Source organism: Kosakonia sp. MUSA4, from assembly GCF_013085925.1.
Taxonomy (GTDB): Bacteria; Pseudomonadota; Gammaproteobacteria; order Enterobacterales; family Enterobacteriaceae; genus Kosakonia; species Kosakonia sacchari_B.
The window spans coordinates 4831261-4856302 of record NZ_CP025697.1 but is presented as its reverse complement, the minus strand read 5'-3'; the positions used below and the strand labels follow the sequence as shown (position 1 = coordinate 4856302).

The following is a 25042-nucleotide window of genomic DNA, read 5'->3' as shown; positions in this document are numbered from 1 at the left end:
GAAACGCCACCCGGCAGAATATCAAAAGGGGCTACGGCCCCTTTTTAGTCTGGAGAATTATTATGGCGAAAGAATTTGGTCGCCCGCAGCGCGTATCCCAGGAACTGCAAAAAGAAATTGCGATTATCCTGCAGCGTGAAATCAAGGATCCGCGACTGGGGATGATGACTACCGTATCCGGTGTTGAAGTTTCCCGCGATCTGGCTTATGCCAAAGTGTTTGTCACCTTCCTTAACGACAAAGATGAAGCTTCTGTTAAAGCGGGCATCAAAGCGCTACAGGACGCTTCCGGTTTTATTCGTAGCCTGCTGGGTAAAGCGATGCGTCTGCGTATCGTGCCGGAACTGACCTTCTTCTACGACAATTCGCTGGTGGAAGGGATGCGTATGTCCAACCTGGTGACCAGCGTGGTGAAGCACGATGACGAACGTCGTGTGAATCCGGACGACAGCAAGGAGGACTGATGAGTCGTCCTCGTCGTCGTGGTCGCGACGTGCATGGCGTGTTGCTGCTTGATAAACAGCAAGGCGCGTCGAGCAATGATGTGCTGCAAAAGGTCAAACGTCTCTACAATGCTAACCGTGCCGGGCATACCGGGGCGCTGGATCCGCTGGCGACCGGTATGTTGCCGATTTGTCTGGGCGAAGCGACAAAGTTTTCCCAGTATCTGCTGGATTCTGATAAACGCTATCGGGTCATTGCGAGGCTGGGCCAGCGAACTGATACTTCTGATGCGGACGGGCAAATTGTCGAAGAGCGCCCGGTAACCTTTACCGACGAGCAATTGGCTGCGGCGCTGGAGAGTTTCCGTGGTGATACGCAGCAAGTGCCGTCAATGTATTCCGCGCTGAAGTATCAGGGAAAGAAACTCTACGAGTATGCGCGTCAGGGTATTGAAGTGCCGCGTGAAGCCCGGCCTATTACCGTTTATGAGCTGCTATTTATTCGTCATGAAGGTAATGAGCTGGAGCTGGAAATCCACTGCTCTAAAGGGACTTACATCCGCACTATTATTGACGATCTGGGTGAGAAGCTGGGTTGTGGCGCACATGTTATCTACCTGCGTCGTCTGGCGGTGAGCAAATACCCGGTTGAGCGGATGGTCACCCTGGAGCACCTGCACGAGCTGGTGGCCCAGGCTGAGCAGCAGAATATTCCGGCGGCGCAGCTACTGGATCCGCTGTTGATGCCGATGGACAGCCCGGCATCCGATTTTCCCGTCGTCAACATTCCTTCTGTCGTGGCCGCGTATTTCAAAAACGGTCAGCCAGTACGTGCATCAGCCGCACCAAAAGAGGGGCTGGTACGCGTGACGGAAGGTGATGAAGGTAAATTTATCGGTATGGGCGAGATGGACGATGATGGTCGCGTGGCGCCGCGTCGTCTGGTTGTAGAGTATCCTGCTGTATAACGGGCTTACCTTGCGAGAACCTGTCACTACGAGTAGAATATTGCCGCTTAACGTTGGGCCATGTATTTAACATTGCCCGGCGCTAAACCCTGGAGCGCTGAATTAGAGATCGGCGCCCTTTCATTTATATATACTTTGGAGTTTTAAAATGTCTCTAAGTACTGAAGCTACAGCTAAAATCGTTTCTGAGTTTGGTCGTGATGCAAACGACACCGGTTCTACCGATGTTCAGGTTGCTCTGTTGACTGCACAGATCAACCACCTGCAGGGTCACTTTGCAGAGCACAAAAAAGATCACCACAGCCGTCGTGGTCTGCTGCGTATGGTTTCTCAGCGTCGTAAACTGCTCGACTACCTGAAACGCAAAGATGTTGCGCGCTACACCTCGCTGATCGAGCGTCTGGGTCTGCGTCGCTAATTCTGGCGAGTTTCAAGAAGGGGCCTTTATGGCCCCTTTTTTCAACCAGGCGGCAGCAATTGGCAGTAAACTAATGTATTGTTGCCATGTATGTCTTCACTGCAGAGGTTCGCGCGGCTAATGAGAGGCTTTATCCGCAATGGGGCGGGTCAGGGTTGTCATTAGTCGCGAGGATGCATGAAGATTCGGTTTAATTGTCAGCACGCCTTTGGTGTGCTGACATTCATTAAGAAAGGACAGAATTTTGCTGAATCCGATCGTTCGTAAATTCCAGTACGGTCAACATACCGTTACGCTGGAAACCGGCATGATGGCGCGTCAAGCCACCGCTGCCGTAATGGTAAGCATGGATGACACCGCAGTATTCGTGACCGTTGTTGGCCAGAAAAAAGCGAAACCAGGTCAGGACTTTTTCCCGTTGACCGTTAACTATCAGGAGCGTACCTACGCTGCTGGTAAAATCCCCGGTGGTTTCTTCCGTCGTGAAGGCCGTCCGAGCGAAGGTGAAACCCTGATTGCGCGTCTGATTGACCGCCCGGTTCGCCCGCTGTTCCCGGAAGGCTTCGTTAATGAAGTTCAGGTTATTGCCACCGTCGTTTCCGTTAACCCGCAGGTTAACCCGGATATCGTCGCGATGATCGGTGCTTCCGCGGCCCTGTCTCTGTCCGGTATTCCGTTCAATGGTCCGATTGGCGCCGCTCGCGTGGGCTACATCAACGACCAGTACGTGCTGAACCCGACCCAGGAAGAGCTGAAAGCAAGCAAGCTGGATCTGGTTGTTGCCGGTACTGAAGCGGCTGTTCTGATGGTGGAATCCGAAGCAGAACTGCTGAGCGAAGATCAAATGCTGGGCGCTGTGGTATTTGGCCACGAACAGCAACAAATTGTTATCCAGAACATCAACGATCTGGTGAAAGAAGCCGGCAAACCGCGTTGGGACTGGCAGCCGGAAGCGGTGAACGAAGCGCTGAACGCGCGCGTCGCTGCTCTGGCAGAATCTCGTCTGAGCGATGCTTATCGCATCACCGACAAACAGGAACGTTACGCTCAGGTTGATGTAATCAAATCTGAAACTATCGCGGCTCTGACTGCCGAAGATGAAACGCTGGACGCTAACGAGCTGGGCGAAATTCTGCACGCTATCGAGAAAAATGTTGTTCGTAGCCGCGTACTGGCTGGCGAACCGCGCATCGATGGCCGCGAAAAAGATATGATCCGTGGTCTGGACGTTCGTACCGGTGTTCTGCCGCGTACTCACGGTTCTGCACTGTTCACCCGTGGTGAAACTCAGGCGCTGGTAACGGCAACGCTGGGTACTGCGCGTGATGCTCAGATCATCGACGAGCTGATGGGCGAGCGCACTGACTCTTTCCTGTTCCACTATAACTTCCCTCCGTATTCCGTAGGGGAAACCGGGATGGTCGGTTCGCCGAAGCGTCGTGAGATCGGTCACGGTCGTCTGGCAAAACGCGGCGTGCTGGCGGTGATGCCAGATGCAGAAAAATTCCCGTACACCGTTCGCGTGGTTTCTGAAATCACCGAATCCAACGGTTCTTCTTCCATGGCCTCTGTGTGTGGTGCTTCTCTGGCGCTGATGGATGCGGGCGTGCCGGTGAAAGCAGCCGTTGCAGGTATCGCAATGGGTCTGGTGAAAGAAGGCGACAACTTTGTTGTTCTGTCTGACATCCTTGGCGATGAAGATCACCTGGGCGATATGGACTTCAAAGTAGCGGGTTCCCGCGACGGTATCTCTGCGCTGCAGATGGATATCAAAATTGAAGGTATCACCAAAGAGATCATGCAGGTCGCGCTGAACCAGGCGAAAGGCGCACGTCTGCATATCCTGAGCGTGATGGAGCAGGCGATTAACGCGCCGCGTGGCGATATCTCTGAGTTTGCACCGCGTATCCACACCATCAAGATCAACCCGGACAAAATCAAAGACGTTATCGGTAAAGGCGGTTCTGTTATCCGTGCATTGACCGAAGAAACGGGCACTACTATTGAAATCGAAGACGACGGTACCGTGAAAATCGCGGCCACCGACGGTGAAAAAGCGAAATTCGCTATTCGTCGTATCGAAGAAATCACCGCTGAGATCGAAGTGGGCCGTATCTACAATGGTAAAGTGACCCGTATCGTTGACTTTGGCGCATTTGTGGCCATCGGCGGCGGTAAAGAAGGTCTGGTACACATCTCTCAGATCGCTGATAAGCGCGTTGAGAAAGTGACCGATTATCTGCAGATGGGCCAGGAAGTTCCGGTGAAAGTTCTGGAGGTTGATCGCCAGGGCCGTATTCGTCTGAGTATCAAAGAAGCGACTGAACAAACTCAGCCTGCTGAAGCGTTAGAAGCGCCGCAAGCAGAGCAGGGCGAGTAAGGTTGCCTTTACCCTCCGCCACCAGGCGGAGGGCTTATTCGCAGGCAGGACGCCATGTTTGCAGCCGGGGGACAGGACGTTCATCCAATTGTTGTCTTCGGGAGTGGGAAATGAAGCCTTTTTTGCGCTGGTGTTTCGTTGCGACAGCTTTAACGCTGGCAGGATGCAGCAACTCTGCCTGGCGTAAGAGCGAAGTCCTCGCGGTGCCATTGCAACCGACTTTGCAGCAAGAAGTGATTCTGGCACGCATGGAACAAATTCTTGCCAGTCGGGCTTTAACCGATGACGAACGCGCACAGCTTTTATATGAGCGCGGAGTGTTGTATGATAGTCTCGGTCTGAGGGCCTTAGCGCGGAATGATTTCTCACAAGCGCTGGCAATTCGACCGGATATGCCTGAAGTATTCAACTACTTAGGCATTTATTTAACGCAGGCAGGCAATTTTGATGCTGCCTATGAAGCGTTTGATTCTGTACTTGAGCTTGATCCAACTTACAACTACGCGCACTTAAATCGCGGGATCGCATTGTATTACGGCGGTCGCGATAAGTTAGCGCAAGATGATCTGCTGGCGTTTTATCAAGACGATCCTAATGATCCTTTCCGCAGCCTGTGGCTTTACATCGTTGAGCGAAAGCTTGATGAGAAGCAGGCGAAAGAAGCACTGAAACAGCGCTTTGAGAAATCGGACAAGGAACAATGGGGATGGAATATTGTCGAGTTCTACCTCGGTGACATTAGCGAAGCAACGCTGATGGATCGCCTGAAGGCAGACGCAACGGATAACACCTCGCTCGCTGAGCATCTCAGTGAAACCAACTTCTATTTAGGTAAGTATTACCTAAGTCTGGGGGATAAGGACAGCGCCACGGCACTGTTCAAACTAACGGTTGCCAACAATGTCCATAATTTTGTTGAGCACCGTTACGCATTGTTGGAATTAGCGCTCTTGGGCCAGGAGCACGATGACCTGGCAGAATCGGACCAGCAATAGCTGACGAACATATCAGCCCGTAATCTCTTTTGATTGCCATCATCTTCGCGGGTGAGGGCTTCATTGTTCGTTAATTAACCTACTTTGAGCCGGTTCACACTTTTCAATGAAAATTGCTAATCATTTTCACGATGAGTTATGTAGACTGGCCGCCAATGACATAGAGGCACTTGTACTACATGGCTGAATTCGAAACCACTTTTGCAGATCTGGGGCTGAAGGCTCCTATCCTTGAAGCCCTGAACGATCTCGGTTACGAAAAACCATCTCCGATCCAGGCTGAGTGCATTCCGCACCTGCTGTCTGGTCGTGACGTACTGGGCATGGCCCAGACTGGTAGCGGTAAAACCGCAGCGTTTTCTCTTCCGTTGCTCCATAACATCGATCCGGACCTGCGTGCGCCGCAGATCCTGGTGCTTGCTCCGACCCGCGAACTGGCGGTTCAGGTAGCTGAAGCAATGACTGATTTTTCTAAACATATGCATGGCGTAAACGTGGTTGCCCTGTACGGCGGCCAGCGTTATGACGTGCAATTACGCGCCCTGCGCCAGGGGCCGCAGATCGTCGTCGGTACGCCGGGGCGTCTGCTGGATCACCTGAAACGCGGCACGCTGGATCTCTCTAAACTGAGCGGTCTGGTTCTGGATGAAGCCGACGAAATGCTACGCATGGGCTTTATCGAAGACGTTGAAACGATTATGGCGCAGATCCCGGAAGGTCATCAGACCGCGCTGTTCTCTGCAACCATGCCGGAAGCGATCCGTCGCATTACCCGCCGCTTTATGAAAGAGCCGCAGGAAGTGCGCATTCAGTCCAGCGTAACCACTCGCCCGGACATCAGCCAGAGCTACTGGACGGTGTACGGCATGCGCAAAAACGAAGCGCTGGTTCGTTTCCTCGAATCGGAAGATTTTGATGCGGCGATCATCTTCGTTCGTACCAAAAACGCGACGCTGGAAGTGGCTGAAGCCCTGGAGCGCAGCGGCTATAACAGCGCCGCGCTGAACGGCGACATGAACCAGGCGCTGCGTGAGCAGACCCTGGAACGCCTGAAAGATGGTCGTCTTGATATCCTGATCGCAACAGACGTTGCGGCGCGTGGTCTGGACGTTGAGCGTATCAGCCTGGTCGTTAACTACGACATTCCGATGGATTCTGAATCCTACGTTCACCGTATCGGCCGTACCGGTCGTGCGGGTCGCGCTGGCCGCGCACTGCTGTTCGTTGAGAACCGCGAGCGTCGTCTGCTGCGCAACATTGAACGCACCATGAAGCTGACCATTCCGGAAGTCGAGCTGCCGAACGCAGAACTGCTGGGCAAACGTCGCCTGGAAAAATTCGCCGCGAAAGTACAGCAGCAGCTGGAAAGCAGCGATCTGGAGCAGTACCGCGCGCTGCTGGCAAAAATCCAGCCTTCTTCTGAAGAAGAGATGGACATTGAAACGCTGGCCGCCGCACTGCTGAAAATGGCACAGGGCGAACGTCCGCTGATTCTGCCGCCGGATGCGCCGATGCGTCCTAAGCGTGAATTCCGCGAACGTGATGAGCGTTTCGAACGTCGTGGCGATCGCAACGACCGTGGCCCGCGTGGCGAGCGTTCCGAGCGCGGTGGTGAAGATCGCCCGCGTCGTGAACGTCGTGACGTTGGCGACATGGAACTGTACCGCATTGAAGTGGGCCGTGATGACGGTGTTGAAGTACGTCATATCGTTGGCGCGATTGCTAACGAAGGCGATATCAGCAGCCGTTACATCGGTAACATCAAGCTGTTTGGTTCCCACTCCACCATTGAGCTGCCGAAAGGTATGCCGGGTGAAGTTCTGCAGCACTTCACGCGTACGCGTATTCTCAACAAACCGATGAATATGCAGTTGCTGGGCGATGCACAGCCGCGCGAGCGTAACGAACGTCGCGGTGGCGGTGGCGGTGAGCGCCGTGGTGGTTTCGGTGGCGAACGTCGTGAAGGCGGTCGTGGCGAAGCCCGTCGTTTCAGCGGTGAGCGTCAGGAAGGCCGTAGTTTTGGTGGCGAACGTCGTGCTCCGCGCCGCGATCGTGACGAAAACACCAGCCGTCGTCGCAACGACGCATAATTTTCCTTACGATCTGTAAAGAAAAAGATACAGCCCCGGTCAAAACGATCGGGGCTTTTTTTATCTGAAATGTACTCTTGTACTGGTACAATGCGGCGGCCTGAATCCAGGCGTTGAATTCACAGGAGAATATTTCAGATGTCGACACTGACAACCACACAGGCTTCCCCTTCGCTGTTCGGCGGGGTGGTAATAATCGGCGGCACCATCATTGGCGCAGGCATGTTCTCGTTGCCCGTAGTGATGTCCGGCGCGTGGTTCTTCTGGTCACTGCTGGCACTGCTGTTTACCTGGTTCTGTATGCTGCACTCGGGTCTGATGATCCTTGAGGCCAACCTTAACTATCACAGCGGGGCAAGTTTCGACACCATCACCAAAGATCTGCTGGGAAAAGGCTGGAATCTGGTGAATGGCGTCTCGATTGCCTTCGTGCTCTATATTCTGACCTACGCTTACATTTCGGCGAGCGGCTCCATTCTGCATCACACCTTTGGCGAAATGTCGCTGAACGTGTCGCCGCGTCTGGCGGGACTCTGCTTTGCGTTGGGCGTTGCTTTTATCGTTTGGCTCTCCACGCACGCAGTTAGCCGCATGACGGCGATTGTGCTGGGGGCGAAAGTGATCACTTTTTTCCTCACCTTTGGCAGCCTGCTCGGGCACGTGCAGCCCGCGACGCTGTTTAATGTGGCACAAAGCGACGCATCCTATACCCCCTATTTGCTGATGACGCTGCCGTTTTGCCTTGCCTCGTTTGGTTATCACGGCAACGTTCCAAGCCTGATGAAATACTATGGCAAAGATCCGCGCACCATCACCCGTTGCCTGGTCTACGGCACGTTACTGGCGCTGGGGCTGTATGTTGTCTGGCTGCTGGTGACGATGGGCAATATCCCACGTCCGGCATTTATTGAGATCGCAGCGAAGGGCGGCAATATTGATGTACTTGTGCAGGCGCTCAGCGGCGTGTTGAACAGCCGTAGCCTGGATCTGCTGTTAGTGATTTTCTCAAACTTTGCGGTTGCCAGCTCATTCCTGGGCGTGACTTTAGGGCTGTTCGATTACCTGGCGGATCTGTTTGGGTTTGATGATTCACCGGCTGGACGTTTCAAAACGGCTTTGCTGACGTTCATACCGCCAATTGTCGGTGGTTTACTGTGGCCGAATGGTTTTCTGTATGCCATTGGTTATGCGGGGCTGGCGGCGACGATTTGGGCGGCGATTGTTCCTGCGCTGCTGGCGAATGCGTCACGTAAACGCTTCGGCAGCCCGGCGTTTCGCGTCTGGGGCGGCAAGCCAATGATTATGCTGATTCTGCTGTTTGGCATCGGTAACGCCGTAGTACACCTGCTTTCCAGCTTTAATCTGCTGCCGGTTTATCAGTAATTGCAGGCCGGGTGGCGCTGTGCTTACCCGGCCTATTCAATGCTGTAGGCAGGATAAGCCGCCATCCGGCACAGACAAAAGCTACCCGAGCAGTGCTTCTTTCACCTGCATCGCCAGCTCAAACGAGTAGAGCCGTGCCTGGTGATCGAAAATTTGCCCATTCACCATAATCTCGTCCGCGTCCGTTTCCCGCAGGATCGACTCCAGCCCGTGGCGCACCTTCGCTTTATCCCCGACCAGCGACATGCTCAGTGCCTGCTGTACGCCATACTGCTCCGACGGTGACCAGAACTGATCCATATTAGCGATCGGCGGCGGCAACTGCGCCGTTTCACCCCGACGCAGTTTCACAAACGCCTGCTGCATGGAGGTAAAGAGGAATTCCGCATCGCGGTTGCTGTCGGCGACGACAATGTTGATGCACACCATCGCATAAGGTTTCTCCAGCCGCGCGGAAGGTTTGAAATTCGTGCGATAGAGATGCAGCGCCTGGAACAACATATCCGGCGCAAAGTGCGAGGCAAAAGCAAACGGCAGGCCGAGTTGTGCAGCCAGTTGCGCGCTGTACAGGCTGGATCCCAGCAACCAGACCGGGATCTGCTCGCCGTAACCCGGCACCGGACGGACATGTGGATTCGGATCGCGGGCGTCAAACCAGTCCACCAGTTCGGCAACATCGCGCGGGAAGTTATCGATATCGCCGCTCATATGGCGACGTAACGCCATCATGGTGCGCTGATCGCTGCCCGGCGCGCGGCCGAGACCCAGATCAATGCGCCCCGGATAGAGTGTATTCAGCGTGCCGAACTGCTCGGCAATCACCAGCGGCGAGTGGTTCGGCAGCATCACGCCGCCGGAACCCAGGTGCAGGGTTTGCGTATTGGCGGCAAGGTAGCCAATCAGCACCGACGTCGCGGCGCTGGCGATGCCCGTCATATTGTGGTGTTCGGCCAGCCAGTAACGGTGATAGCCACGCTTCTCAGCCAATTTCGCCAGATCCAGCGAATGGGTAAACGCCTCGCGGGCAGAGGATCCTTGTGGGATCGGCGCGAGATCCAGCACCGAAAAGGGAATTGTTTTCTCAGACATAGAAACTCACTTTGCTACAGCATCGTCATCAGATTGAAGGTCTTCTTCCAGCCTGGCCCAGAGTCGCGGGACAGGCCAGAAAAGCTGCAACTTTTATAGTGCATTAACCTTTGCTGAAAGCTGTTAACAAAGTGAGCTTTATTAAAGTTCTAACTGCAAGCCGGGCAGTCTGCGCCAGTAGCCATTACAGTCGCTGTGAGACGTGAGCGGCAGCGGCGCGTTGCCCGTTTCATTAGCTTTAAACGCGTCCAGCATGGCGAACGTTTCTGGTCCCATCGGCGACAGACGCACGATATCGACAACATCTTTCATCGAAACCAGTTCATTGCCGAGGTTATAGACATAGCCGCTCATCGTCTGGATGCCATTGAGAACAAATACTTGCTGGTTCTCCTGCGACACCATGCTGCGTCCGTTCGGGTATTTAATGCAGCAGGTTTCACATTCATCTTTCGGCCTGTCTTCCGAGCGCGCGGTAAAGCAGCGGGCGGAATACGCCAGCGGCAGGTGGCCGTAGCTCAACACTTCTACCTCGAACTGTCGACGAATGCCCAGCGTTTCGCACTGTTCGAGTAGATTGACCAGCCAGTCCCGGGAAAGCTCGACCGGCATGCACCAGCGCACCATGCCTTGCTTGAGCAGCAGACGCAGCGTCACGGCGTTATAGCAGTTAAGGGCATGCCCGGCGACGAACGGCAGCTTACGGTCGGCGCACATGTTCACTACGCCCAGATCGCTGGCTTCCAGCAGAAATTCGCCGTTATCAACATAGCGCTTCAGTTCATTTAATTCTGAAGAGGCTTGTACCAGCGCCAGCGTGGAGAGCACCACCTGTTTGCCGCTACCGGCGAGCGCTTTTGCCATATCCAGCCAGTCGCCCACTTTGGTCGCGCGACGCTTGCTGCACACCGCCTCGCCAAGATAAACCACATCAGCGCTGCTGCTGGCTGCCTGGCGGTAAAAATCTTCCAGCGTCTCTTTTGGCCAGTAATAAAGGACCGGCCCTAATGAATATTTCATTGTCTTCCTACTGCCATTTACGGTGATATGCGCCGAGCGTGGTTTGTGTGCCTTCCGACATGGCTCCTAACGTCTCCATCCATGCGGATTGCGGGACAAAGTCCTGCGGCGCGGCCATGCAGCGATCGATAGCCTGACGCCACACCTTCGCCACCTGGCTGACATACGCCGGGCTGCGCTGGCGGCCTTCGATTTTTACCGAGGCGATATTGGCTGCCAACAATTCCGGCAACAGCTCCAGCGTATTCAGGCTGGTAGGCTCTTCCAGCGCATGATAACGCTCGCCATCCACCAGATAACGCCCTTTGCACAGCGTGGGATAACCCGCGTTTTCACCCTCCTGATAACGGTCGATCAGCACGTTATTCAGACGGGATTCCAGCCCCTGCGGCGTTTGCTGCCAGCGGACAAAACGCGCGGGCGAACAGGCGCCGACGGTATTGGGTGATTCGCCGGTGAGATAGGAGGAGAGGTAGCAACGGCCTTCGGCCATAATGCACAGGCTACCGAAAGCGAAGACCTCCAGCGGAACGGGCGTTGCGCGCGCCAATTGTTTCACCTGATGAATGGATAAAACGCGCGGCAGTACCACACGTGCGACATCAAAGTGACGGTGGTAAAAGCGGATTGCTTCTTCGTTAGTGGCGGAGGCCTGCACGGACACATGACGCTCAATATGCGGATAACGCTCGGCGGCGTATTCCAGCATCGCCAGATCGGCGAGGATCAGCGCGTCGGCACCCATCTGCGCGGCCATATCCACGGCCCGCTCCCAACGCTGGTAACCATCCGGGTGCGCAAAAGTATTAATGGCGATATGCAGTTTGCGGCGGTGCTGATGAACAAAACTCACCGCCTCCTGGAGTTTTTTCTCCGTAAAGTTGAGTCCGGCGAAATGGCGGGCGTTCGTATCATCTTTCAGGCCGATATAAACCGCGTCGGCACCGTTTTCGATAGCCGCCTTCAATGCCGGAAGGTTTCCGGCAGGGCAGAGCAACTCCATAGTGTATCCTGCAATCAGTGGCCAGAAGGCCCGGACGTACCCCGCAGGGCCGCCAAATTGTTAACGAACTGGGATTTTAGTTAACCTGCTGGCGACAATTTTTGATTTGAGGCAGTTAAATGCGTATTGATGGAGCCATAACTGCCGTCTATTTATTGCCGGATTGTTGATTTGCGCCGCTATGCCATGACGGGAATGTGGCAAAATAGCCGCAATTATCATTTCTGGGAGTTAAGCCCGTGTTGGATTCATTGCGCTCACGTCTTGTTCACTTCGGCCCGGCATTATTGAGTGTTCCGGTTAAGCTCACACCTTTCGCCATTAAGCGTCAGGTGCTGGAGCAGGTGCTGCGATGGCAATTCCAGCAGGCGCTGGCGGACGGAGAGCTTGAGTTTCTCGAAGGTCGCTGGTTAAGTATTCAGGTACGGGATATCGGCCTGACGTGGTATACCTCTGTTGAGAATGGTCAGTTGATTGTGCGTGAGTCAGCTGATGCCGATGTCAGCTTCAGCGCGGACGCCAGCGATTTGCTGATGATTGCCGCGCGCAAACAGGATCCGGACACGCTTTTTTTCCAGCGTCGGCTGGCGATTGAAGGCGATACGGAGCTTGGGCTGTACGTAAAAAATCTGATGGACGCCATTGAACTGGAGCAGATGCCAAAACCCCTGCGGGTGATGCTGCTGCAACTGGCGGAATTTGTTGAGGCCGGCCTGCAAGCGCCGCCTGCAACGACACAACCTTCTGTAGGTGAGCCATGCTGATTAGAGTTGAAATTCCCATTGATGCACCCGGTATCGACGCGTTATTGCGTCGTAGTTTTGGTGGTGAAGGCGAAGCCATGCTGGTGCACAATCTGCGTGAGGACGGTTTGATCACGCTGGGATTTGTCGCAACTGATGATGAAGGTCAGGTTGTGGGCTATGTGGCCTTTAGCCCGGTCACGGTTGCCGGTGAAGAGCTGCAATGGGTCGGGCTTGCGCCGCTGGCGGTCGATGAGCAGTATCGCGGCCAGGGCATTGCGCGCCAGCTTGTCTATGAAGGGCTGGATTCGCTGAATGAGTTTGGTTATGCCGCCGTGGTTACGCTGGGCGATCCGGCGTTCTATAGCCGTCTGGGGTTTAAAAATGCCTCGCAGAACGATCTGCGCTGCCGCTGGCCGCAAACGGATGAGGCGTTTTTAGTTCACCCTCTTGCGGATGATGCGCTGAATGGCGTCAGTGGACTGGTGGAATACAGCGATCACTTCAATCGCCTTTAACGACGAGGCTTTCCCGTAGCGCCTCGAATGTGCCATCTCCGGCGACGAGGCGCTCTTTCTGGCTTTTAGTTAGCTGCTTGATGCGGTACTCCAGGCGTAACGCCAGCGATCTTTCTCCTACCTGAGCTGAAAAAACCAGCGCCAGTGCGCCTTTTCCCCGCAGCGCTTTTGCCCCTTTGCCATTTTGATGCTGCGTAAAGCGACGCGCCACATCGGTGGTAATGCCGGTATACAGCATGTTGTCGGCGGTGCGAATTAGATAAAGAAACCAGAGCGTCATGGCATTATTCATTGTGTTAATGTGAACGAAAAAATAACACGAGGAAGAGAAAAAATGGAGACGCTTGCAGCCATTAACCGCTGGCTGGCGAAACAGCATGTTGTCAGTTGGTGCGTGGCGAACCGGGGCGAATTGTGGTGTGCGAATGCGTTTTACGTTTACGATGCGCAAAAAGTGGCGTTTTACATCCTCAGTGAAGATCACACGCGCCACTCGCAGATGACCGGGCTTCAGGCGAAGGTGGCGGGAACCGTCAACGGCCAGCCGAAAACCGTGGCGCTGATTCGCGGCGTGCAATTTACCGGGGAGATCCGTCGTCTGGAGGGGGAGGAAAGCGAGGTGCCGCGTACGCAGTACAACCGTCGCTTTCCTGTTGCGCGCGTGTTGTCAGCCCCAATGTGGGAGATTCGCCTTCACGAATTGAAATTCACTGACAACACGCTGGGTTTTGGTAAAAAATTACACTGGATCCGCGACTCAGGCACCCAGTAAACGCAATGCTTCGCGGTTAAACGCAGGCAAATCTTCGGGGGTGCGGCTGGTCACCAGTTGATCTTTATCGATCACCACTTCCTGGTCATAGAACTCGCCCCCGGCGTTTTTCACATCGACGACAATAGGTTTCACCGCTGTCAGCTTACGCCCGCGTATGGCGTCCGCGCTGATCAGCAACTGCGGGCCGTGACAAATGGCGAAGACGGGCTTGCCACTGCTGATAAAATCGCGGGTGAAGGTGACAAACCGGTCGTCGCCGCGCAAATGATCGGGTGAGTGGCCGCCCGGTAGCAGCAGGGCGTCAAAATCCGCTGGCCGCACCTCATCGATGGCTTTATCAATCACCACTTCAGCTTCGCCTTGTTTGCCGTGGATGGTTTTCCCCGCCTGTTTCTCTATGGTGATCACCTCATGACCGGCCTGACGAAACTCCTGTGCCGGAGAGGTGAATTCTGAATCTTCAAACTCGTCGGTGATCAAGACTGCGATTTTCTTGCTCATAGTTCCTCCGTTGTTTTGGCTTCAGCGCTCGTTGCTATCCATACTGATAACCCATCAGACTATTAAGCCTGGTTTAGCAGGCGGGTATTGCAAGGCAGATTCATCTGCAAAAGGAGAGTAAATGCCACGCGTAATGATCACTGGCGCAACGGGTCTGGTTGGCGGACATCTGCTGCGATTGCTGAGCAACGACGCGCGGGTTGGCACGATCGTAGCGCCAACGCGCCGCCCGTTATCGGGATTTCCCGATGTTGAAAATCCATATGATCCGCAGTTAAGCGATGCGCTGGCGCAGGTGAATGGCGCGGTGGATACGGTTTTTTGCTGCCTTGGTACCACGCGGCGCGAAGCGGGGAGCGAAGAGGCTTTCGTGCATGCGGACTATACGCTGGTGGTCGATACGGCATTAACCGGGCTGCGGCTTGGCGCCAGGCAGATGCTGGTGGTCAGTTCGATGGGCGCAAACGCGCGTTCACCGTTTTTCTATAACCGGGTAAAAGGTGAAATGGAAAAAGCGCTCATCGCGCAGGAGTGGCGCCGGCTGGTTATTGCCCGTCCGTCGATGCTGCTGGGGGCGCGCGAAAAGCCGCGCTCCAGTGAATCTCTGCTCGCACCGCTGTTTCGTCTGCTGCCGGGCAACTGGAAGTCGATCCGCGCACAGGATGTCGCCCGCGCGCTGCTGGCATTGTCCTTCACGCCAGCGGAAAATCGCATCGAGGTTGTCGCCTCCGCGCAGTTACGCGCGATTGCAGCAGGCTCGCAATTGGCAAAATAGTTTTCCCGGCGTACTATTCCCTGGCTTATTACCTATTTCCCCGGGGAATGTTATGACTGGTCAGTCTTCACCTCAGGCGGCAACACCCATTCAGTGGTGGAAACCCGCGCTGTTCTTTCTTGTGGTTATCGTTGGTCTTTGGTACGTGAAATGGCAGCCTTATTACGGTAAAGCCTTCACTGCTGCCGAGACGCACAGCATTGGTAAATCTATTCTTGCGCAGGCCGATTCCAGCCCGATTCAGGCGGCGTGGGATTATGCGCTGGTCTATTTTCTTGCCGTCTGGAAAGCGGCCGTACTGGGCGTAGTGCTGGGCTCGTTGATTCAGGTATTGATCCCGCGCGACTGGCTACTGCGCACGCTGGGGCAAAAACGCTTTAGCGGCACGCTGTTTGGTACGCTGTTCTCTCTGCCTGGCATGATGTGCACCTGCTGTGCCGCACCGGTGGCGGCAGGCATGCGCCGTCAGCGCGTTTCTATGGGCGGCGCACTGGCATTCTGGATGGGCAACCCGCTGCTTAACCCGGCTACGCTGGTGTTTATGGGCTTTGTTCTTGGCTGGCATTTTGCCGCAATCCGTCTGGTTGCGGGTCTGGTGACAGTGTTGGGCGTTGCTTTATTGGTACAGGCGCTGGTCAAAGAGAACCCGCAGCAGGCTGAAGCGGTGGATATTACGCTTACGGAGCCGCAGGGCAACTTTATGGCGCGCTGGGGCAAAGCCTTATGGCAACTCTTCTGGAGCACCATTCCGGTCTATATTCTCGCTGTCCTGGTGCTGGGCGCGGCGCGCGTGTGGGTATTCCCGCATGCGGATGGCGCGATCGATAACACGCTGTTGTGGGTGATTGCGATGGCGATTGTCGGTTGCCTGTTTGTGATCCCGACGGCCGCCGAGATCCCGATTGTGCAGACCATGATGCTGGCGGGTATGGGAATGGCGCCTGCGCTGGCGCTGTTGATTACGCTGCCGGCGGTAAGCCTGCCGTCGCTGATCATGCTGCGTAAATCGTTTCCGTTAAAAGCGTTGTGGCTGACCGGCGGGCTGGTGGCGCTGTGCGGGACGATCACTGGCGCTATTGCGTTGTTCTGAGGTTTGACAGAGCAAGAAAGGCCCGGCGAATTATGGGGTGCAGTCCAGAATTTGCCGGGCCTTTTTGGTTATTTCAGCAGGGTAAATGCCGTCGTTACGTGCTTCACACCGCTGACGCGGCTGGCGATATCTGCCGCTGCCTGGCCTTCGCGCTGGGTGACCAGACCCATCAGGAACACTTCGCCGTTCTCGGTGGTCACTTTCACGTTAGAGGATTTCACCTGATCGCTGCCCAACAACTGCGAGCGGACTTTGGTGGTGATCCAGGTGTCTGAAGACGCCGTACCGAGGCCGATTGGCTGACCCTGGCGAATTTCGTTGAATACTTCGGTTGCGCCCTCAACGCCCACGGCAATCTGTTTCGCTCTGGAAGAGAGCTCGGTATTCGGGGCCTGCCCGGTCAGCAGAACTTTTCCCTGATACGCGGTGACGTTAATACGCGCTTCTTTTTTAAGCTGCTCATCTTTGGACAGTGCGCTGTTGACGCGCAGTTCCAGCGTGCTGTCATCCACCTGGGTGCCAACGGTTCGCGGATCCGTCGCGGCTTTAGTGCCAACGGCGGCAGAACCGACCACGACTGCGCCAACACAACCTTGTAACAGCAGCGCGGAAATAAGGACTGCGAGGGGCGTAAATGCCTTCATGTGTACTCCTTAATCATCCTGGTGAGGGAAAAGCGTGTTATCAATCAGATCGCATAAGCAATTCACTGTCAGCATGTGCATTTCCTGGATGCGCGCGCTGCGATGGGAAGGAATACGGATTTCGACATCCTGCGGCCCCAGCAGACCCGCCAGCTCGCCACCGTCGTAGCCGGTCAGCGCGATGATGGACATATCACGCGTTACCGCCGCTTCCACGGCTTTAACAATATCGCGGCTGTTGCCGCGCGTGGAAATGGCCAGCAGGATATCCCCGCTGTGACCGAGCGCGCGAACCTGCTTGGCGTAAATCTCATCATGCAGACGATCATTTGCTATCGCGGTTAAGACCACATTATCGGTATTAAGTGCAATGGCAGGTAAACTGGGACGTTCTGTTTCAAAACGGTTGATCATGCTGGCAGCAAAATGCTGTGCATTGGCGGCAGAAGTGCCGTTGCCACAACAGAGGATTTTGTTGCCGTTAAGCAGGGAGTGAACCATCGTCATGGCTGCGCGGGAAATGGCATCAGGCAACGCTTCCGCCGCCGCAATTTGGGTTTGAATGCTTTCCGTAAAGCAAACTTTAATTCGTTCGAGCACAGTAATCCCTATCATTTTGTAATTATGAGTGGTCGTTAAAGGCGTTTTGTATCCACTCAACGTCATTTTCGGTGCAGGCTACCACATCAAACCGGCAATCCACAGTATCAAAACTCCCATTGTGTCGGGCGAGCCATAAACGGGCTGTTTGCAGGAGCCTGGCCTGTTTCGCGCGTGTGATACTGCTCGCAGCGCCGCCAAAACGTGACGATCTGCGATAGCGCACTTCAATAAATACGGTGGTAGTTTTGTGCCGCATTATCAGATCGATTTCGCCGCCGCGCTCGCGCACATTGGCGGCTAAAAAATGCAGTCCTTTGCTTTCCAGCCAGCGACGCGCTTTGGCTTCCCACGCGTCGCCAGTCTGTTTACGGGTTAACTGGCCGGGACGATCTGCCCCTGCTGGTATTTGAGCCATGACAACTTCCTGTTGATCACGCAATCCTGAGTGGCGGTTAAATCACCGGTATTTCCGTTCAGTTCAAACCCCGGAACCTGACGCATCTGCGAGAAGTTATTCGCCAGCGACCAGGCATCTGCGCCCATGGCATACAGGCGCGCCAGTGAGTAGTCATTGTTAACGCTTTTCAGCGCCTGCTGCATTAACGATGGGTTCGCGCCCGCCAGCATCGGGATTTCGTTAAATTGCAGGCCTTCCATCTCCAGACGGAAATCCGGGCCTGCGCCGCCCTGCGCGCTGCGTGAGCTGGCGTACAGCATCACGTTGCTCTGGCTTCCGGTGCGCAGAGTAATCATCGGTTTAATCAGCGCGATCTCATCCTGTGTCGCCACGATATAGACCGAATCCACGTTGCCGCTGCCGCTGATTTGCGCGTCGGTCGGTGGGGCCGGAATGTTCAGACCGCCAATAGTCACGCCCTGCTGCTGTGGCAGGCTGGCAACCACCGGGCTGCCGGTCATGGCAATACCGGAACCGCCATTCAGACCCATCCGCAGTTCAGCGGTAGATCCAAATTTCTGTTCCAGAACCACGCCGCCGCCAAGTTTCAGCCACTCTTCGGCAAAGGCTTTACTGATTCGTTCGCCCAGATTGCTGCGCGGCACCAGCAGCAGTGGCGCATGACGGCCCTGTTCATGGATGTGGCGTGCGGCATCGTGTGCTTCATCTTCCGGCGAGAGTGCGAAATAGCAGATATTTGCCCGGTTTTCGACGCTTTCAGGCTGGTTGAGCGCCAGTACGTTCAGCGTGGTGTGGCTGCGCATCAGCTCTTCAACATTGTTTTTCAGCAGCGGGCCGACCACGATACTCGCGCCATCTTGCTGCACCTGATTGAGGATCTGATCCATCGGTTGCGCGCTGGTATCGTAAATTTTCAGTTCAGCGCCCGGGTTTGCTGGCGTACCGGCAACGGCTGGCGCGGCAACCGGCTGCGTCGCATTGGCATCGGCAGGTTGAGGCGGCGTTACCGCTGCGGGATCCTGCTCTGCTGTGGTTTCGGATTGCGTGTCTGTTTCGCTCTGCGCGGCGCTGTCCGGTGCCTGCACCTGCTGGGCGTCCGGTGCGGCAGCGCTGGTTAAATCGCTGACGCTGGTCTGCGATGGGCTAACCACCGCGGCATTGGCTGCTTGCGCCACCTGCTGCGGAACGGCCGGGCCGGAAACGGTGGAAACGCCGTTTTTAGCGGCTTCAAAGCCCTGCTGAATCGCCCGGCCAAAAACTGCGGCCTGGCCATTTAACGGCAGCAGCAGCGCGATTTTATTGGCCGATGCCGGTTTGAAGTTTTGTAGATTCGACAGTTGCGTCGGCAGCATTTTCGCCGCCGGGTTTTGCGGGTAGCGGGTCTGCCAGTCGGTGATGCCCGCTTTCAGCATGTTGGGATCGTTGCGATTATCAAACCAGACGCGTTGCAGATCGAGCCAGCCCTGCAAGGTGACTTCATCCGCGTTGATCACCAGCGCTCTGGCTTGATCCTGCGTCATCGAAGCCAGCGCCAGCCAGGTAGCATCGATGTTTTTCTGCTTCGCTTCAGGTTTTGTTAACAGCGGCTGCTGGGCAATCAGCGCGCGCAGCAATGTCAGGGACGGCTTGCCTTGCGCGGCTTCAATCCCTAACTGCCAGTAACGCGCCTGCTGATTTTGCTCCAGATCGGCAGGATCGATCTTACTCAGCAGCGCCTGTGCGCCGGCGAAATCTTTCTGCACCAGTTTCATTTCGGCGGCGAGCAGAGAATATTCTTTACGCTGATTGTCGTTCAGATTCTGCGGTAGCTGGCTGAAGAGTTCGCTTGCCTGCTGGGTTTTGCCCTCTTTAAGCAGTGCACGAATGGCGAGTAATTGCCAGTTGGTCTTGCTATCATCTGTGCTTTGCTGCATCTGTTGCAGGTAATAGCCAGAATCAGCTTGCGCCGAGCCTTGCAGATGCGTGGCGCTCTGGTCTGTCGACTGGGTACCGCAGCCTGCAAACAGCAGGGCGGCCAGCACCACAGGCACGCAGCGCGTGGCTTTCGAACGTAGAAATCTTGACGGTAGCATACTGTATCCAGTGATAATTTTTACGCAATGCTCAATATTAAATCGGCAATACGGATGAAACAATGAAACAACACGAATCGGCGGAGAATTCTCAGGGTCAGCTTTATATTGTACCTACTCCCATTGGGAATTTGGCTGATATTACGCAACGCGCCCTCAACGTGTTGCAGGCCGTTGATTTAATTGCGGCGGAAGATACCCGCCACACCGGTTTATTGCTGCAACACTTTGCCATTAATGCCCGCCTGTTCGCTTTGCATGACCATAACGAGCAGCAGAAGGCGGAAACGCTGGTGGCAAAGCTGAAAGAGGGGCAGAACATTGCGCTGGTCTCGGATGCCGGAACGCCGCTGATCAACGATCCGGGTTATCACCTGGTGCGCACCTGCCGTGAAGCGGGGATTCGCGTTGTGCCTTTGCCTGGCCCGTGCGCTGCGATCGCCGCGTTGAGCGCCGCGGGATTGCCGTCGGATCGTTTTTGTTACGAAGGGTTTCTGCCCGCCAAATCGAAAGGGCGTCGCGATACGTTAAAAGCGCTGGAAACGGAAAGTCGCACGCTGATTTTCTATGAATCCACCCACCGTTTACTGGAAAGCCTGGAAGATATGGTCGCAGTGTGGGGCGAGAGCCGCTATGTCGTGCTGGCCCGCGAGCTGACCAAAACTTGGGAAACCATTCAGGGCGCGCCGGTAGGCGAACTGCTGGCGTGGGTGAAAGAGGATGAAAACCGCCGTAAAGGCGAGATGGTGCTGATTGTCGAAGGCCATAAAGCGCAGGAAGATGAGTTGCCCGCTGATGCGCTGCGTACGCTGGCGCTGTTGCAGGCTGAACTGCCGCTGAAGAAAGCCGCAGCCCTTGCCGCGGAGATCCACGGCGTGAAGAAAAACGCGTTGTACAAGTACGCGCTGGATCAGCAGTAACCCGATCAATACAGGCGCTGGAGAGCCGCGTCAGCGACCACAGCGCCGTAGCCCCGGTTTTTTTACACTACCGCCAGTTCCTTCTCCATTTTGCGAAACGCGGCTCTGTCCTTGTCGCTGATACTGTCATCGGTGATCACCGCATCGATTTTCTCCATCGGTAGCACCTGATTAAAACCGCGACGGTTGAATTTGCTGGCATCCACGACTGCAACGACTTTATGCGCGGCGGCGGCCATCACGCTGCTAATGGAGTAGCCTTCATTAAAGGTGGTGATGCCGTTCGTTGCATCAATGCCATCCGCACCGACGAACATTAAATCTGCGCTGATGCCCTGCAAAGAGCGTTCGGCAATGGTGCCGTGCATGGAGTGCGTTTTATGCCGCACGGTACCGCCGCAAACCACAAGGGTGATGTCTTTGTTTTCCGACAGGGCAAATGCGGCGGGCAGGCTGTTGGTAATAACGGTAATGTTGGTTCTTTTCGTCAGTGCCTCAGCAATCAGCATGGTGGTGCTACCGCTGTCGAGGATCACCGTCATACCCTCTTCGATCATGCTGGCGGCGGCCTGGGCGATACGTTTTTTCGGATCGCTCGCCAGTCGGTAGCGTTCTTCCAGCACCACTTCCTGATTTTCGTTATCCAGCACCGTTGCGCCGGGTTTCGCGGCGCCGCCGTGAAAGCGTGTTACCAGGCCTTTCTCTTCCAGCAGACGCAGATCTGCGCGGATGGTGACTTCAGAAATGCCAAAGCTGTTCGAAAGGTCAATCACCAGCACACTTCCCTGTGAGTTAACCAGTTCGACGATCTTATTCCTTCGTTCAAATGAGTTCATATTAATTTGCCTGATAATTAACTTCCTCTAGTGTAATCGAAGGATTGTGAAAGTTGAACGCTAACTTTCGAAAGGAAATGTGAGCCAGCGCAGGTTGCTGGCTCTCTCGCTTAATCGAGTCGTAACAGGATTTTGCCCTGCATCGGCGCACCGTTAAGGTTCTGTACTGCACGGGCGAAACTTTCCGGATCACCGCGATGGGCGATCAACGGCTCTAGCACTAGCTTTTTCTCTGTCAGCAGGCGTGTAGCCGTTGTCCACTCTTCGCCCGGCCACGGGCCGGAGTAGTTCATCCAACTGCCAATCAGGGTCATCTCTTTGCGCAGGATTTGGCCGAACACGGGCGCGGTTAACGTCAGGTCATGATGCAGTGTACCGATCAATGCCAGTTGGGCGCGCGGCCCGGCGATTTCGATTGCCAGTGAGACGGTTTGCGGCGTTCCTGCCGTTTCCAGCACCAACTGGTCGAAACGCGCCTCTTCCAGGCCAGCGGCAATCTTGCTCACATTCTGCTCGCGGCTATTGAAGGTGTAGGTTGCGCCGAGTTCGCGTGCCAGTTGCAGCTTGTCGGGGTTGATATCGATAGCGGTAACGCTTTTGGCGCCCAGCGCCCGTGCGCACTGCATGGCCAGCAGGCCAATGGTACCGGCACCGACAACGATCACGTTTTTGTTTTCGCAACCGCCAGCAAGGTGGAAGGCGTGCAGGCCGACGGTGATGGGTTCAATAAATGCGCCATCTTCAATCGTCATATCCTTCGGCAACGCGATCAGATTTGCCCGTTTCACCACGATGTATTCTGCATTACCGCCATCGCTGCGCGAACCGACAAACTGGTAGCGCTTGCACAAGGAGAAGAACTCGCGGCGGCACTCCGGGCAGTTAAAGCAGGGCAACAGCGGCACGCATGCCACCGCATCTCCGGCGTGTAAGTCGTTGATTGCCGCGCCGCAGGCTTCGACATAACCGCTGAATTCATGTCCCAGGGTAATCGGGTAAAAGTGTGCGCCACCGGCAAAGATACGCGGGATGTCAGAACCGCACAGGCCGGAGCTGACGACCCTGACTTTGACATCATCATCGTGCTGCAACTGAGGTTCCGGGCGTTCTTCAACGCAGACGTGGCCCTCAGCATGGATAACCACTGATTTCATAACACTCTCCAGGAACAACAAAGGGGGAGCGGGGCTCCCCGGGGATCAGGATACGGTCTGGTTTTGTGCGGCGAGCGAGGCTTTTTCGGCCGCTCTGAAGTTGCGTGCTCTGCGCCAGGTCAGCAGCACACCGGCCAGATAAAGGGTGGCAATCACTACAAACCCCACCACGTTTTGCCAGGTGAAAAGCTGAATAAGCAGCCAGGTGAACGGCGAACCGCCCTGGTCCATTGATGCCACCAGACCGCCCGATTTCAGCGCGCCTGCGTTGGCGGCAAGCTGCGTATGCAGGCCGATGGTTTGCGTGGCGACCCACAGCGTGATGCTCATGATAATGATGCCGGAGATCAGCGTGCGAAACAGGTTGCCCTGATGTACCGCAACCGCCATCGCCACAAAGAACCCGATGGTTGCCAGATCGCCGAAGGGCAGTACCTGGTTACCCGGCACCAGCACCGCAATTAAAATGGTGAGCGGAATAAAGATCAAACTGGCGGAGACCACTGAGGTGTGGCCGAGCAGCAGCGCCGGGTCGAGACCAATCAGGAATTCCTGGCTGCCAAATTTAGCCTGTAGCCGTTTACGTGCCTGTTTCGCGATAGGCGTTAGCCCATCCATAATCGGTTTGATGACGCGCGGCATCAGCAGCATCACGGCAGCCGTTTTCACCGCCAGTTGCAGTACGCCTTTCAGGTCGTAGCCTGCCAGCAGACCAATGACAATCCCCATCACAAACCCCACGGTGACCGGCTCGCCAAACGGGCCAAAACGTTTCTGAATATCGTCGGCGCTAAAGTGAACGCGGTTAAGACCGGGGATTTTTTCGACGATCGTATCAACCAGTACGGCAATGGGGCCGAGGTAAGCGGAGGTGCCGTGCGGGATGGCAATCCCTTCCAGCCCGAAGAAATCCCGCGTGTCCTTTGCAAACCAGTCGCCCAGCTTGAAGACGAATGCCGCATGCGCCACAACGCCGAGTATGCCGATCCAGTAAGAGCCAGTAGCGAGGTGCAGCATGGCGCCGGTAAAAGTCATGTGCCAGATATTCCAGATATCGACGTTCACTACGCGCGTCATGCGGGTGACCAGCATCAGGATATTCACGGCAATCGCGACCGGGATGGCGACCAGCGCGATCTGTGACGCCCAGGTCATCGGTGATGAGCCAGGCCAGCCGACATCAATCACATGCAGGTTAATCTGGAAATGTTCAGCCATCGCTTTCGCCGCCGGGCCAATGGAGTCCAGCATCAGGCCAATCACCAGCCCAATACCGACAAAGCCAATCCCGATGTGCAGGCCCGATTTAAAGCAATCCCCGAGCTTCATCCCCAACAATTTCGAGAAGATGATGATCACCACCGGCAGCATGACGGTAGGACCTAAGTCGAGGATATAACGCATAATTTCGCTAAACATCGCGTTACCCCCTGAGGATCGTCAGGATTTTTTGTTGCAGCGCCTCAATGCCCACGCCGGAGACGAAAGGCATGCCGTGTACCACAGGAATATCGCCAAAGGTACGATCGACTCTCGCCGTAGTGCAGATCAGATCTGCGCCGTCCATATAGGTTTCAATTTCATTCACCCGGCACTGCACGAGGTCGAGTTCGATCTGGTGGTCGGCGCAGAGCTCTTTGATCTCTTCCGCTGCCATGGTGGAGGTGGCGACCGCACCGCCGCAGGCGACGATTATTTTACGTTTCATAGGGTACTCCTTTTATTATCAGTATGTTATTAAGCCTGCTCGCACTTCTCAGGCTCCAGGATCGTGTCCCGAAAAAGCGTCGCCAGGTTATCGGCAGGCGTATCCAGCAGCGCTTGCAGCGTGTTCGGGTTTTGCAGCTCACTAAAAAGACGGCGTAACAACTTCAATTGCTCGGCCGGGTTTTCCACAATCAGGGCGATAATCAGCGAGACGGCGATGTCGGCATCATCGTCAGCTTGTTGAAAATAAACCGGTTTATCCGGGCGGATCAGATACAGTGCCGGGGACTTAGCATGTATAGCCTCGCAGTGCGGGATGGCCACCGCGTGGTGTTCAAGGGCAATGCCGGTCGGGTAAATTGCTTCGCGCGCCAGAAGCGCTGCCGGATAGCTTTCATGCACGACGCCCTGCGCCAGCATCTCCTCGCCAATATGCGCCAGCACATGCTGACGCGAGGTAAATTCAATTCCGGTACGGACAAACAGTTGGCTCATAC

At 55.3% G+C, this 25042-nt stretch carries 28 protein-coding genes; 14 read left to right on the top strand and 14 right to left on the bottom strand.

Annotated elements, in window-relative coordinates:
* Window positions 1-62 precede the first annotated feature (62 nt).
* The 8 genes from rbfA (at window position 63) to mtr (ending at window position 8677) form a co-directional block, all read left to right on the top strand.
* Entirely contained in the window at window positions 63-464 is a 402-nt protein-coding gene (rbfA, locus tag C0557_RS23055; protein ID WP_039056815.1) for a 30S ribosome-binding factor RbfA, read from the top strand.
* Complete coding sequence (gene truB, locus C0557_RS23050; protein WP_074778553.1) at window positions 464-1411, top strand: tRNA pseudouridine(55) synthase TruB; 948 nt, start codon at window positions 464-466, stop codon at window positions 1409-1411. The genes rbfA and truB overlap by 1 nt, the downstream gene beginning before the upstream one ends.
* A gap of 148 nt (window positions 1412-1559) precedes the next feature.
* Window positions 1560-1829, top strand: coding sequence for a 30S ribosomal protein S15 (gene rpsO / locus C0557_RS23045; RefSeq protein WP_007369931.1), 270 nt, complete (start codon window positions 1560-1562; stop codon window positions 1827-1829).
* Window positions 1830-2073: 244 nt separating this feature from the next.
* Window positions 2074-4209 (top strand): polyribonucleotide nucleotidyltransferase, encoded by a 2136-nt coding sequence (gene pnp / locus C0557_RS23040; protein WP_074778552.1) that lies wholly within the window; start codon window positions 2074-2076, stop codon window positions 4207-4209.
* 110 nt (window positions 4210-4319) lie between these two features.
* A complete protein-coding gene (gene nlpI, locus C0557_RS23035) occupies window positions 4320-5204 on the top strand; it encodes a lipoprotein NlpI (RefSeq protein WP_035887942.1) in 885 nt (294 codons plus the stop codon).
* Between the two features lie 106 nt (window positions 5205-5310).
* Window positions 5311-5391: a protein YrbN gene (gene yrbN, locus C0557_RS27705; protein ID WP_107147034.1), complete on the top strand. Its 81-nt coding sequence runs from the start codon at window positions 5311-5313 to the stop codon at window positions 5389-5391.
* Window positions 5384-7294, top strand: coding sequence for a DEAD/DEAH family ATP-dependent RNA helicase (locus tag C0557_RS23025; protein ID WP_208661497.1), 1911 nt, complete (start codon window positions 5384-5386; stop codon window positions 7292-7294). Before yrbN ends, C0557_RS23025 begins: the two co-directional genes overlap by 8 nt.
* 138 nt (window positions 7295-7432) lie before the next feature.
* On the top strand, window positions 7433-8677 hold the full coding sequence (gene mtr / locus C0557_RS23020; RefSeq protein WP_208661495.1) for a tryptophan permease: 1245 nt from the start codon (window positions 7433-7435) through the stop codon (window positions 8675-8677).
* Window positions 8678-8758: 81 nt separating this feature from the next.
* Here mtr and C0557_RS23015 read toward each other — a convergent pair whose 3' ends face one another.
* The 3 genes from C0557_RS23015 to C0557_RS23005 all read right to left on the bottom strand — a co-directional run bounded on the left by C0557_RS23015 (window position 8759) and on the right by C0557_RS23005 (window position 11789).
* The gene (locus tag C0557_RS23015) at window positions 8759-9766 is read right to left on the bottom strand and encodes an LLM class flavin-dependent oxidoreductase (protein WP_007369936.1); all 1008 of its coding nucleotides are present in this window, start codon (window positions 9764-9766) and stop codon (window positions 8759-8761) included.
* Window positions 9767-9907: 141 nt separating this feature from the next.
* Window positions 9908-10786, bottom strand: coding sequence for a U32 family peptidase (locus tag C0557_RS23010; protein ID WP_208661493.1), 879 nt, complete (start codon window positions 10784-10786; stop codon window positions 9908-9910).
* Between the two features lie 7 nt (window positions 10787-10793).
* Window positions 10794-11789, bottom strand: a complete 996-nt coding sequence (locus tag C0557_RS23005) for a peptidase U32 family protein (RefSeq protein ID WP_208661491.1) — start codon at window positions 11787-11789, stop codon at window positions 10794-10796.
* Between the two features lie 239 nt (window positions 11790-12028).
* Between C0557_RS23005 and C0557_RS23000 the strand changes: the two genes are divergently transcribed.
* The gene (locus C0557_RS23000; RefSeq protein ID WP_208661489.1) at window positions 12029-12553 is read left to right on the top strand and encodes an SCP2 domain-containing protein; all 525 of its coding nucleotides are present in this window, start codon (window positions 12029-12031) and stop codon (window positions 12551-12553) included.
* On the top strand, window positions 12547-13050 hold the full coding sequence (locus C0557_RS22995; protein WP_074778538.1) for a GNAT family N-acetyltransferase: 504 nt from the start codon (window positions 12547-12549) through the stop codon (window positions 13048-13050). Before C0557_RS23000 ends, C0557_RS22995 begins: the two co-directional genes overlap by 7 nt.
* Here the strand turns inward: C0557_RS22995 and C0557_RS22990 are convergent.
* Complete coding sequence (locus C0557_RS22990; protein WP_208661487.1) at window positions 13037-13330, bottom strand: GIY-YIG nuclease family protein; 294 nt, start codon at window positions 13328-13330, stop codon at window positions 13037-13039. The two genes, C0557_RS22995 and C0557_RS22990, sit on opposite strands and share 14 nt — an antisense overlap.
* A 54-nt stretch (window positions 13331-13384) precedes the next feature.
* On the opposite strand from C0557_RS22990, the gene C0557_RS22985 reads away from it, so the two are divergent.
* A complete protein-coding gene (locus C0557_RS22985) occupies window positions 13385-13822 on the top strand; it encodes a YhbP family protein (protein WP_208661484.1) in 438 nt (145 codons plus the stop codon).
* Here C0557_RS22985 and C0557_RS22980 read toward each other — a convergent pair.
* A complete protein-coding gene (locus C0557_RS22980) occupies window positions 13808-14326 on the bottom strand; it encodes a type 1 glutamine amidotransferase domain-containing protein (RefSeq protein ID WP_007369943.1) in 519 nt (172 codons plus the stop codon). The genes C0557_RS22985 and C0557_RS22980 overlap by 15 nt on opposite strands.
* Window positions 14327-14447: 121 nt before the next feature.
* Between C0557_RS22980 and C0557_RS22975 the strand changes: the two genes are divergently transcribed.
* Window positions 14448-15101: an NAD-dependent epimerase/dehydratase family protein gene (locus C0557_RS22975; RefSeq protein WP_208661477.1), complete on the top strand. Its 654-nt coding sequence runs from the start codon at window positions 14448-14450 to the stop codon at window positions 15099-15101.
* A 52-nt stretch (window positions 15102-15153) separates the two neighbouring features.
* Window positions 15154-16191: a permease gene (locus C0557_RS22970; RefSeq protein ID WP_208661469.1), complete on the top strand. Its 1038-nt coding sequence runs from the start codon at window positions 15154-15156 to the stop codon at window positions 16189-16191.
* A gap of 68 nt (window positions 16192-16259) precedes the next feature.
* Here the strand turns inward: C0557_RS22970 and dolP are convergent, their stop codons facing one another.
* From dolP to C0557_RS22950, 4 genes are read right to left on the bottom strand one after another with little or no spacing between them, the layout of a single operon-like run.
* Window positions 16260-16835, bottom strand: a complete 576-nt coding sequence (gene dolP / locus C0557_RS22965) for a division/outer membrane stress-associated lipid-binding lipoprotein (RefSeq protein WP_043956417.1) — start codon at window positions 16833-16835, stop codon at window positions 16260-16262.
* 9 nt (window positions 16836-16844) lie between these two features.
* Entirely contained in the window at window positions 16845-17435 is a 591-nt protein-coding gene (gene diaA, locus C0557_RS22960) for a DnaA initiator-associating protein DiaA (RefSeq protein ID WP_043956418.1), read from the bottom strand.
* 22 nt (window positions 17436-17457) lie between these two features.
* Window positions 17458-17853, bottom strand: coding sequence for a YraN family protein (locus C0557_RS22955; RefSeq protein ID WP_064563423.1), 396 nt, complete (start codon window positions 17851-17853; stop codon window positions 17458-17460).
* On the bottom strand, window positions 17811-19928 hold the full coding sequence (locus tag C0557_RS22950) for a penicillin-binding protein activator (protein ID WP_208661467.1): 2118 nt from the start codon (window positions 19926-19928) through the stop codon (window positions 17811-17813). Before C0557_RS22950 ends, C0557_RS22955 begins: the two co-directional genes overlap by 43 nt.
* A gap of 62 nt (window positions 19929-19990) precedes the next feature.
* Here C0557_RS22950 and rsmI point away from each other — a divergent pair, with 62 nt between their 5' ends.
* The gene (gene rsmI, locus C0557_RS22945; RefSeq protein WP_007369950.1) at window positions 19991-20848 is read left to right on the top strand and encodes a 16S rRNA (cytidine(1402)-2'-O)-methyltransferase; all 858 of its coding nucleotides are present in this window, start codon (window positions 19991-19993) and stop codon (window positions 20846-20848) included.
* Between the two features lie 62 nt (window positions 20849-20910).
* Here rsmI and C0557_RS22940 read toward each other — a convergent pair whose 3' ends face one another.
* The 5 genes from C0557_RS22940 to gatA form a co-directional block, all read right to left on the bottom strand.
* Window positions 20911-21684: a DeoR/GlpR family DNA-binding transcription regulator gene (locus C0557_RS22940; RefSeq protein WP_074778522.1), complete on the bottom strand. Its 774-nt coding sequence runs from the start codon at window positions 21682-21684 to the stop codon at window positions 20911-20913.
* A gap of 110 nt (window positions 21685-21794) precedes the next feature.
* Complete coding sequence (gene gatD, locus C0557_RS22935) at window positions 21795-22838, bottom strand: galactitol-1-phosphate 5-dehydrogenase (RefSeq protein ID WP_208661465.1); 1044 nt, start codon at window positions 22836-22838, stop codon at window positions 21795-21797.
* A gap of 45 nt (window positions 22839-22883) precedes the next feature.
* Window positions 22884-24257, bottom strand: a complete 1374-nt coding sequence (locus C0557_RS22930) for a galactitol-specific PTS transporter subunit IIC (protein WP_208661463.1) — start codon at window positions 24255-24257, stop codon at window positions 22884-22886.
* A 4-nt stretch (window positions 24258-24261) separates the two neighbouring features.
* Window positions 24262-24546 carry a PTS galactitol transporter subunit IIB gene (gene gatB, locus C0557_RS22925; protein ID WP_208661461.1) on the bottom strand — a complete coding sequence of 95 codons (285 nt, stop codon included), beginning with the start codon at window positions 24544-24546 and terminating at the stop codon, window positions 24262-24264.
* 29 nt (window positions 24547-24575) lie between these two features.
* Entirely contained in the window at window positions 24576-25040 is a 465-nt protein-coding gene (gene gatA / locus C0557_RS22920; RefSeq protein ID WP_208661454.1) for a PTS galactitol transporter subunit IIA, read from the bottom strand.
* Between the last annotated feature and the right edge of the window lie 2 nt (window positions 25041-25042).

Excerpts from the sequence above, each read along its gene's own strand:
- rbfA (WP_039056815.1), top strand. The coding sequence starts at position 63 with ATGGCGAAAGAATTTGGTCGCCCGCAGCGCGTATCCCAGGAACTGCAA.
- truB (WP_074778553.1), top strand. The coding sequence starts at position 464 with ATGAGTCGTCCTCGTCGTCGTGGTCGCGACGTGCATGGCGTGTTGCTG.
- rpsO (WP_007369931.1), top strand. The coding sequence starts at position 1,560 with ATGTCTCTAAGTACTGAAGCTACAGCTAAAATCGTTTCTGAGTTTGGT.
- nlpI (WP_035887942.1), top strand. The coding sequence starts at position 4,320 with ATGAAGCCTTTTTTGCGCTGGTGTTTCGTTGCGACAGCTTTAACGCTG.
- yrbN (WP_107147034.1), top strand. The coding sequence starts at position 5,311 with ATGAAAATTGCTAATCATTTTCACGATGAGTTATGTAGACTGGCCGCC.
- C0557_RS23025 (WP_208661497.1), top strand. The coding sequence starts at position 5,384 with ATGGCTGAATTCGAAACCACTTTTGCAGATCTGGGGCTGAAGGCTCCT.
- mtr (WP_208661495.1), top strand. The coding sequence starts at position 7,433 with ATGTCGACACTGACAACCACACAGGCTTCCCCTTCGCTGTTCGGCGGG.
- C0557_RS23015 (WP_007369936.1), bottom strand. The coding sequence starts at position 9,766 with ATGTCTGAGAAAACAATTCCCTTTTCGGTGCTGGATCTCGCGCCGATC.
- C0557_RS23010 (WP_208661493.1), bottom strand. The coding sequence starts at position 10,786 with ATGAAATATTCATTAGGGCCGGTCCTTTATTACTGGCCAAAAGAGACG.
- C0557_RS23005 (WP_208661491.1), bottom strand. The coding sequence starts at position 11,789 with ATGGAGTTGCTCTGCCCTGCCGGAAACCTTCCGGCATTGAAGGCGGCT.
- C0557_RS22995 (WP_074778538.1), top strand. The coding sequence starts at position 12,547 with ATGCTGATTAGAGTTGAAATTCCCATTGATGCACCCGGTATCGACGCG.
- C0557_RS22990 (WP_208661487.1), bottom strand. The coding sequence starts at position 13,330 with ATGACGCTCTGGTTTCTTTATCTAATTCGCACCGCCGACAACATGCTG.
- C0557_RS22985 (WP_208661484.1), top strand. The coding sequence starts at position 13,385 with ATGGAGACGCTTGCAGCCATTAACCGCTGGCTGGCGAAACAGCATGTT.
- C0557_RS22980 (WP_007369943.1), bottom strand. The coding sequence starts at position 14,326 with ATGAGCAAGAAAATCGCAGTCTTGATCACCGACGAGTTTGAAGATTCA.
- C0557_RS22975 (WP_208661477.1), top strand. The coding sequence starts at position 14,448 with ATGCCACGCGTAATGATCACTGGCGCAACGGGTCTGGTTGGCGGACAT.
- C0557_RS22970 (WP_208661469.1), top strand. The coding sequence starts at position 15,154 with ATGACTGGTCAGTCTTCACCTCAGGCGGCAACACCCATTCAGTGGTGG.
- dolP (WP_043956417.1), bottom strand. The coding sequence starts at position 16,835 with ATGAAGGCATTTACGCCCCTCGCAGTCCTTATTTCCGCGCTGCTGTTA.
- C0557_RS22955 (WP_064563423.1), bottom strand. The coding sequence starts at position 17,853 with ATGGCTCAAATACCAGCAGGGGCAGATCGTCCCGGCCAGTTAACCCGT.
- C0557_RS22950 (WP_208661467.1), bottom strand. The coding sequence starts at position 19,928 with ATGCTACCGTCAAGATTTCTACGTTCGAAAGCCACGCGCTGCGTGCCT.
- rsmI (WP_007369950.1), top strand. The coding sequence starts at position 19,991 with ATGAAACAACACGAATCGGCGGAGAATTCTCAGGGTCAGCTTTATATT.
- C0557_RS22940 (WP_074778522.1), bottom strand. The coding sequence starts at position 21,684 with ATGAACTCATTTGAACGAAGGAATAAGATCGTCGAACTGGTTAACTCA.
- gatD (WP_208661465.1), bottom strand. The coding sequence starts at position 22,838 with ATGAAATCAGTGGTTATCCATGCTGAGGGCCACGTCTGCGTTGAAGAA.
- C0557_RS22930 (WP_208661463.1), bottom strand. The coding sequence starts at position 24,257 with ATGTTTAGCGAAATTATGCGTTATATCCTCGACTTAGGTCCTACCGTC.
- gatB (WP_208661461.1), bottom strand. The coding sequence starts at position 24,546 with ATGAAACGTAAAATAATCGTCGCCTGCGGCGGTGCGGTCGCCACCTCC.
- gatA (WP_208661454.1), bottom strand. The coding sequence starts at position 25,040 with ATGAGCCAACTGTTTGTCCGTACCGGAATTGAATTTACCTCGCGTCAG.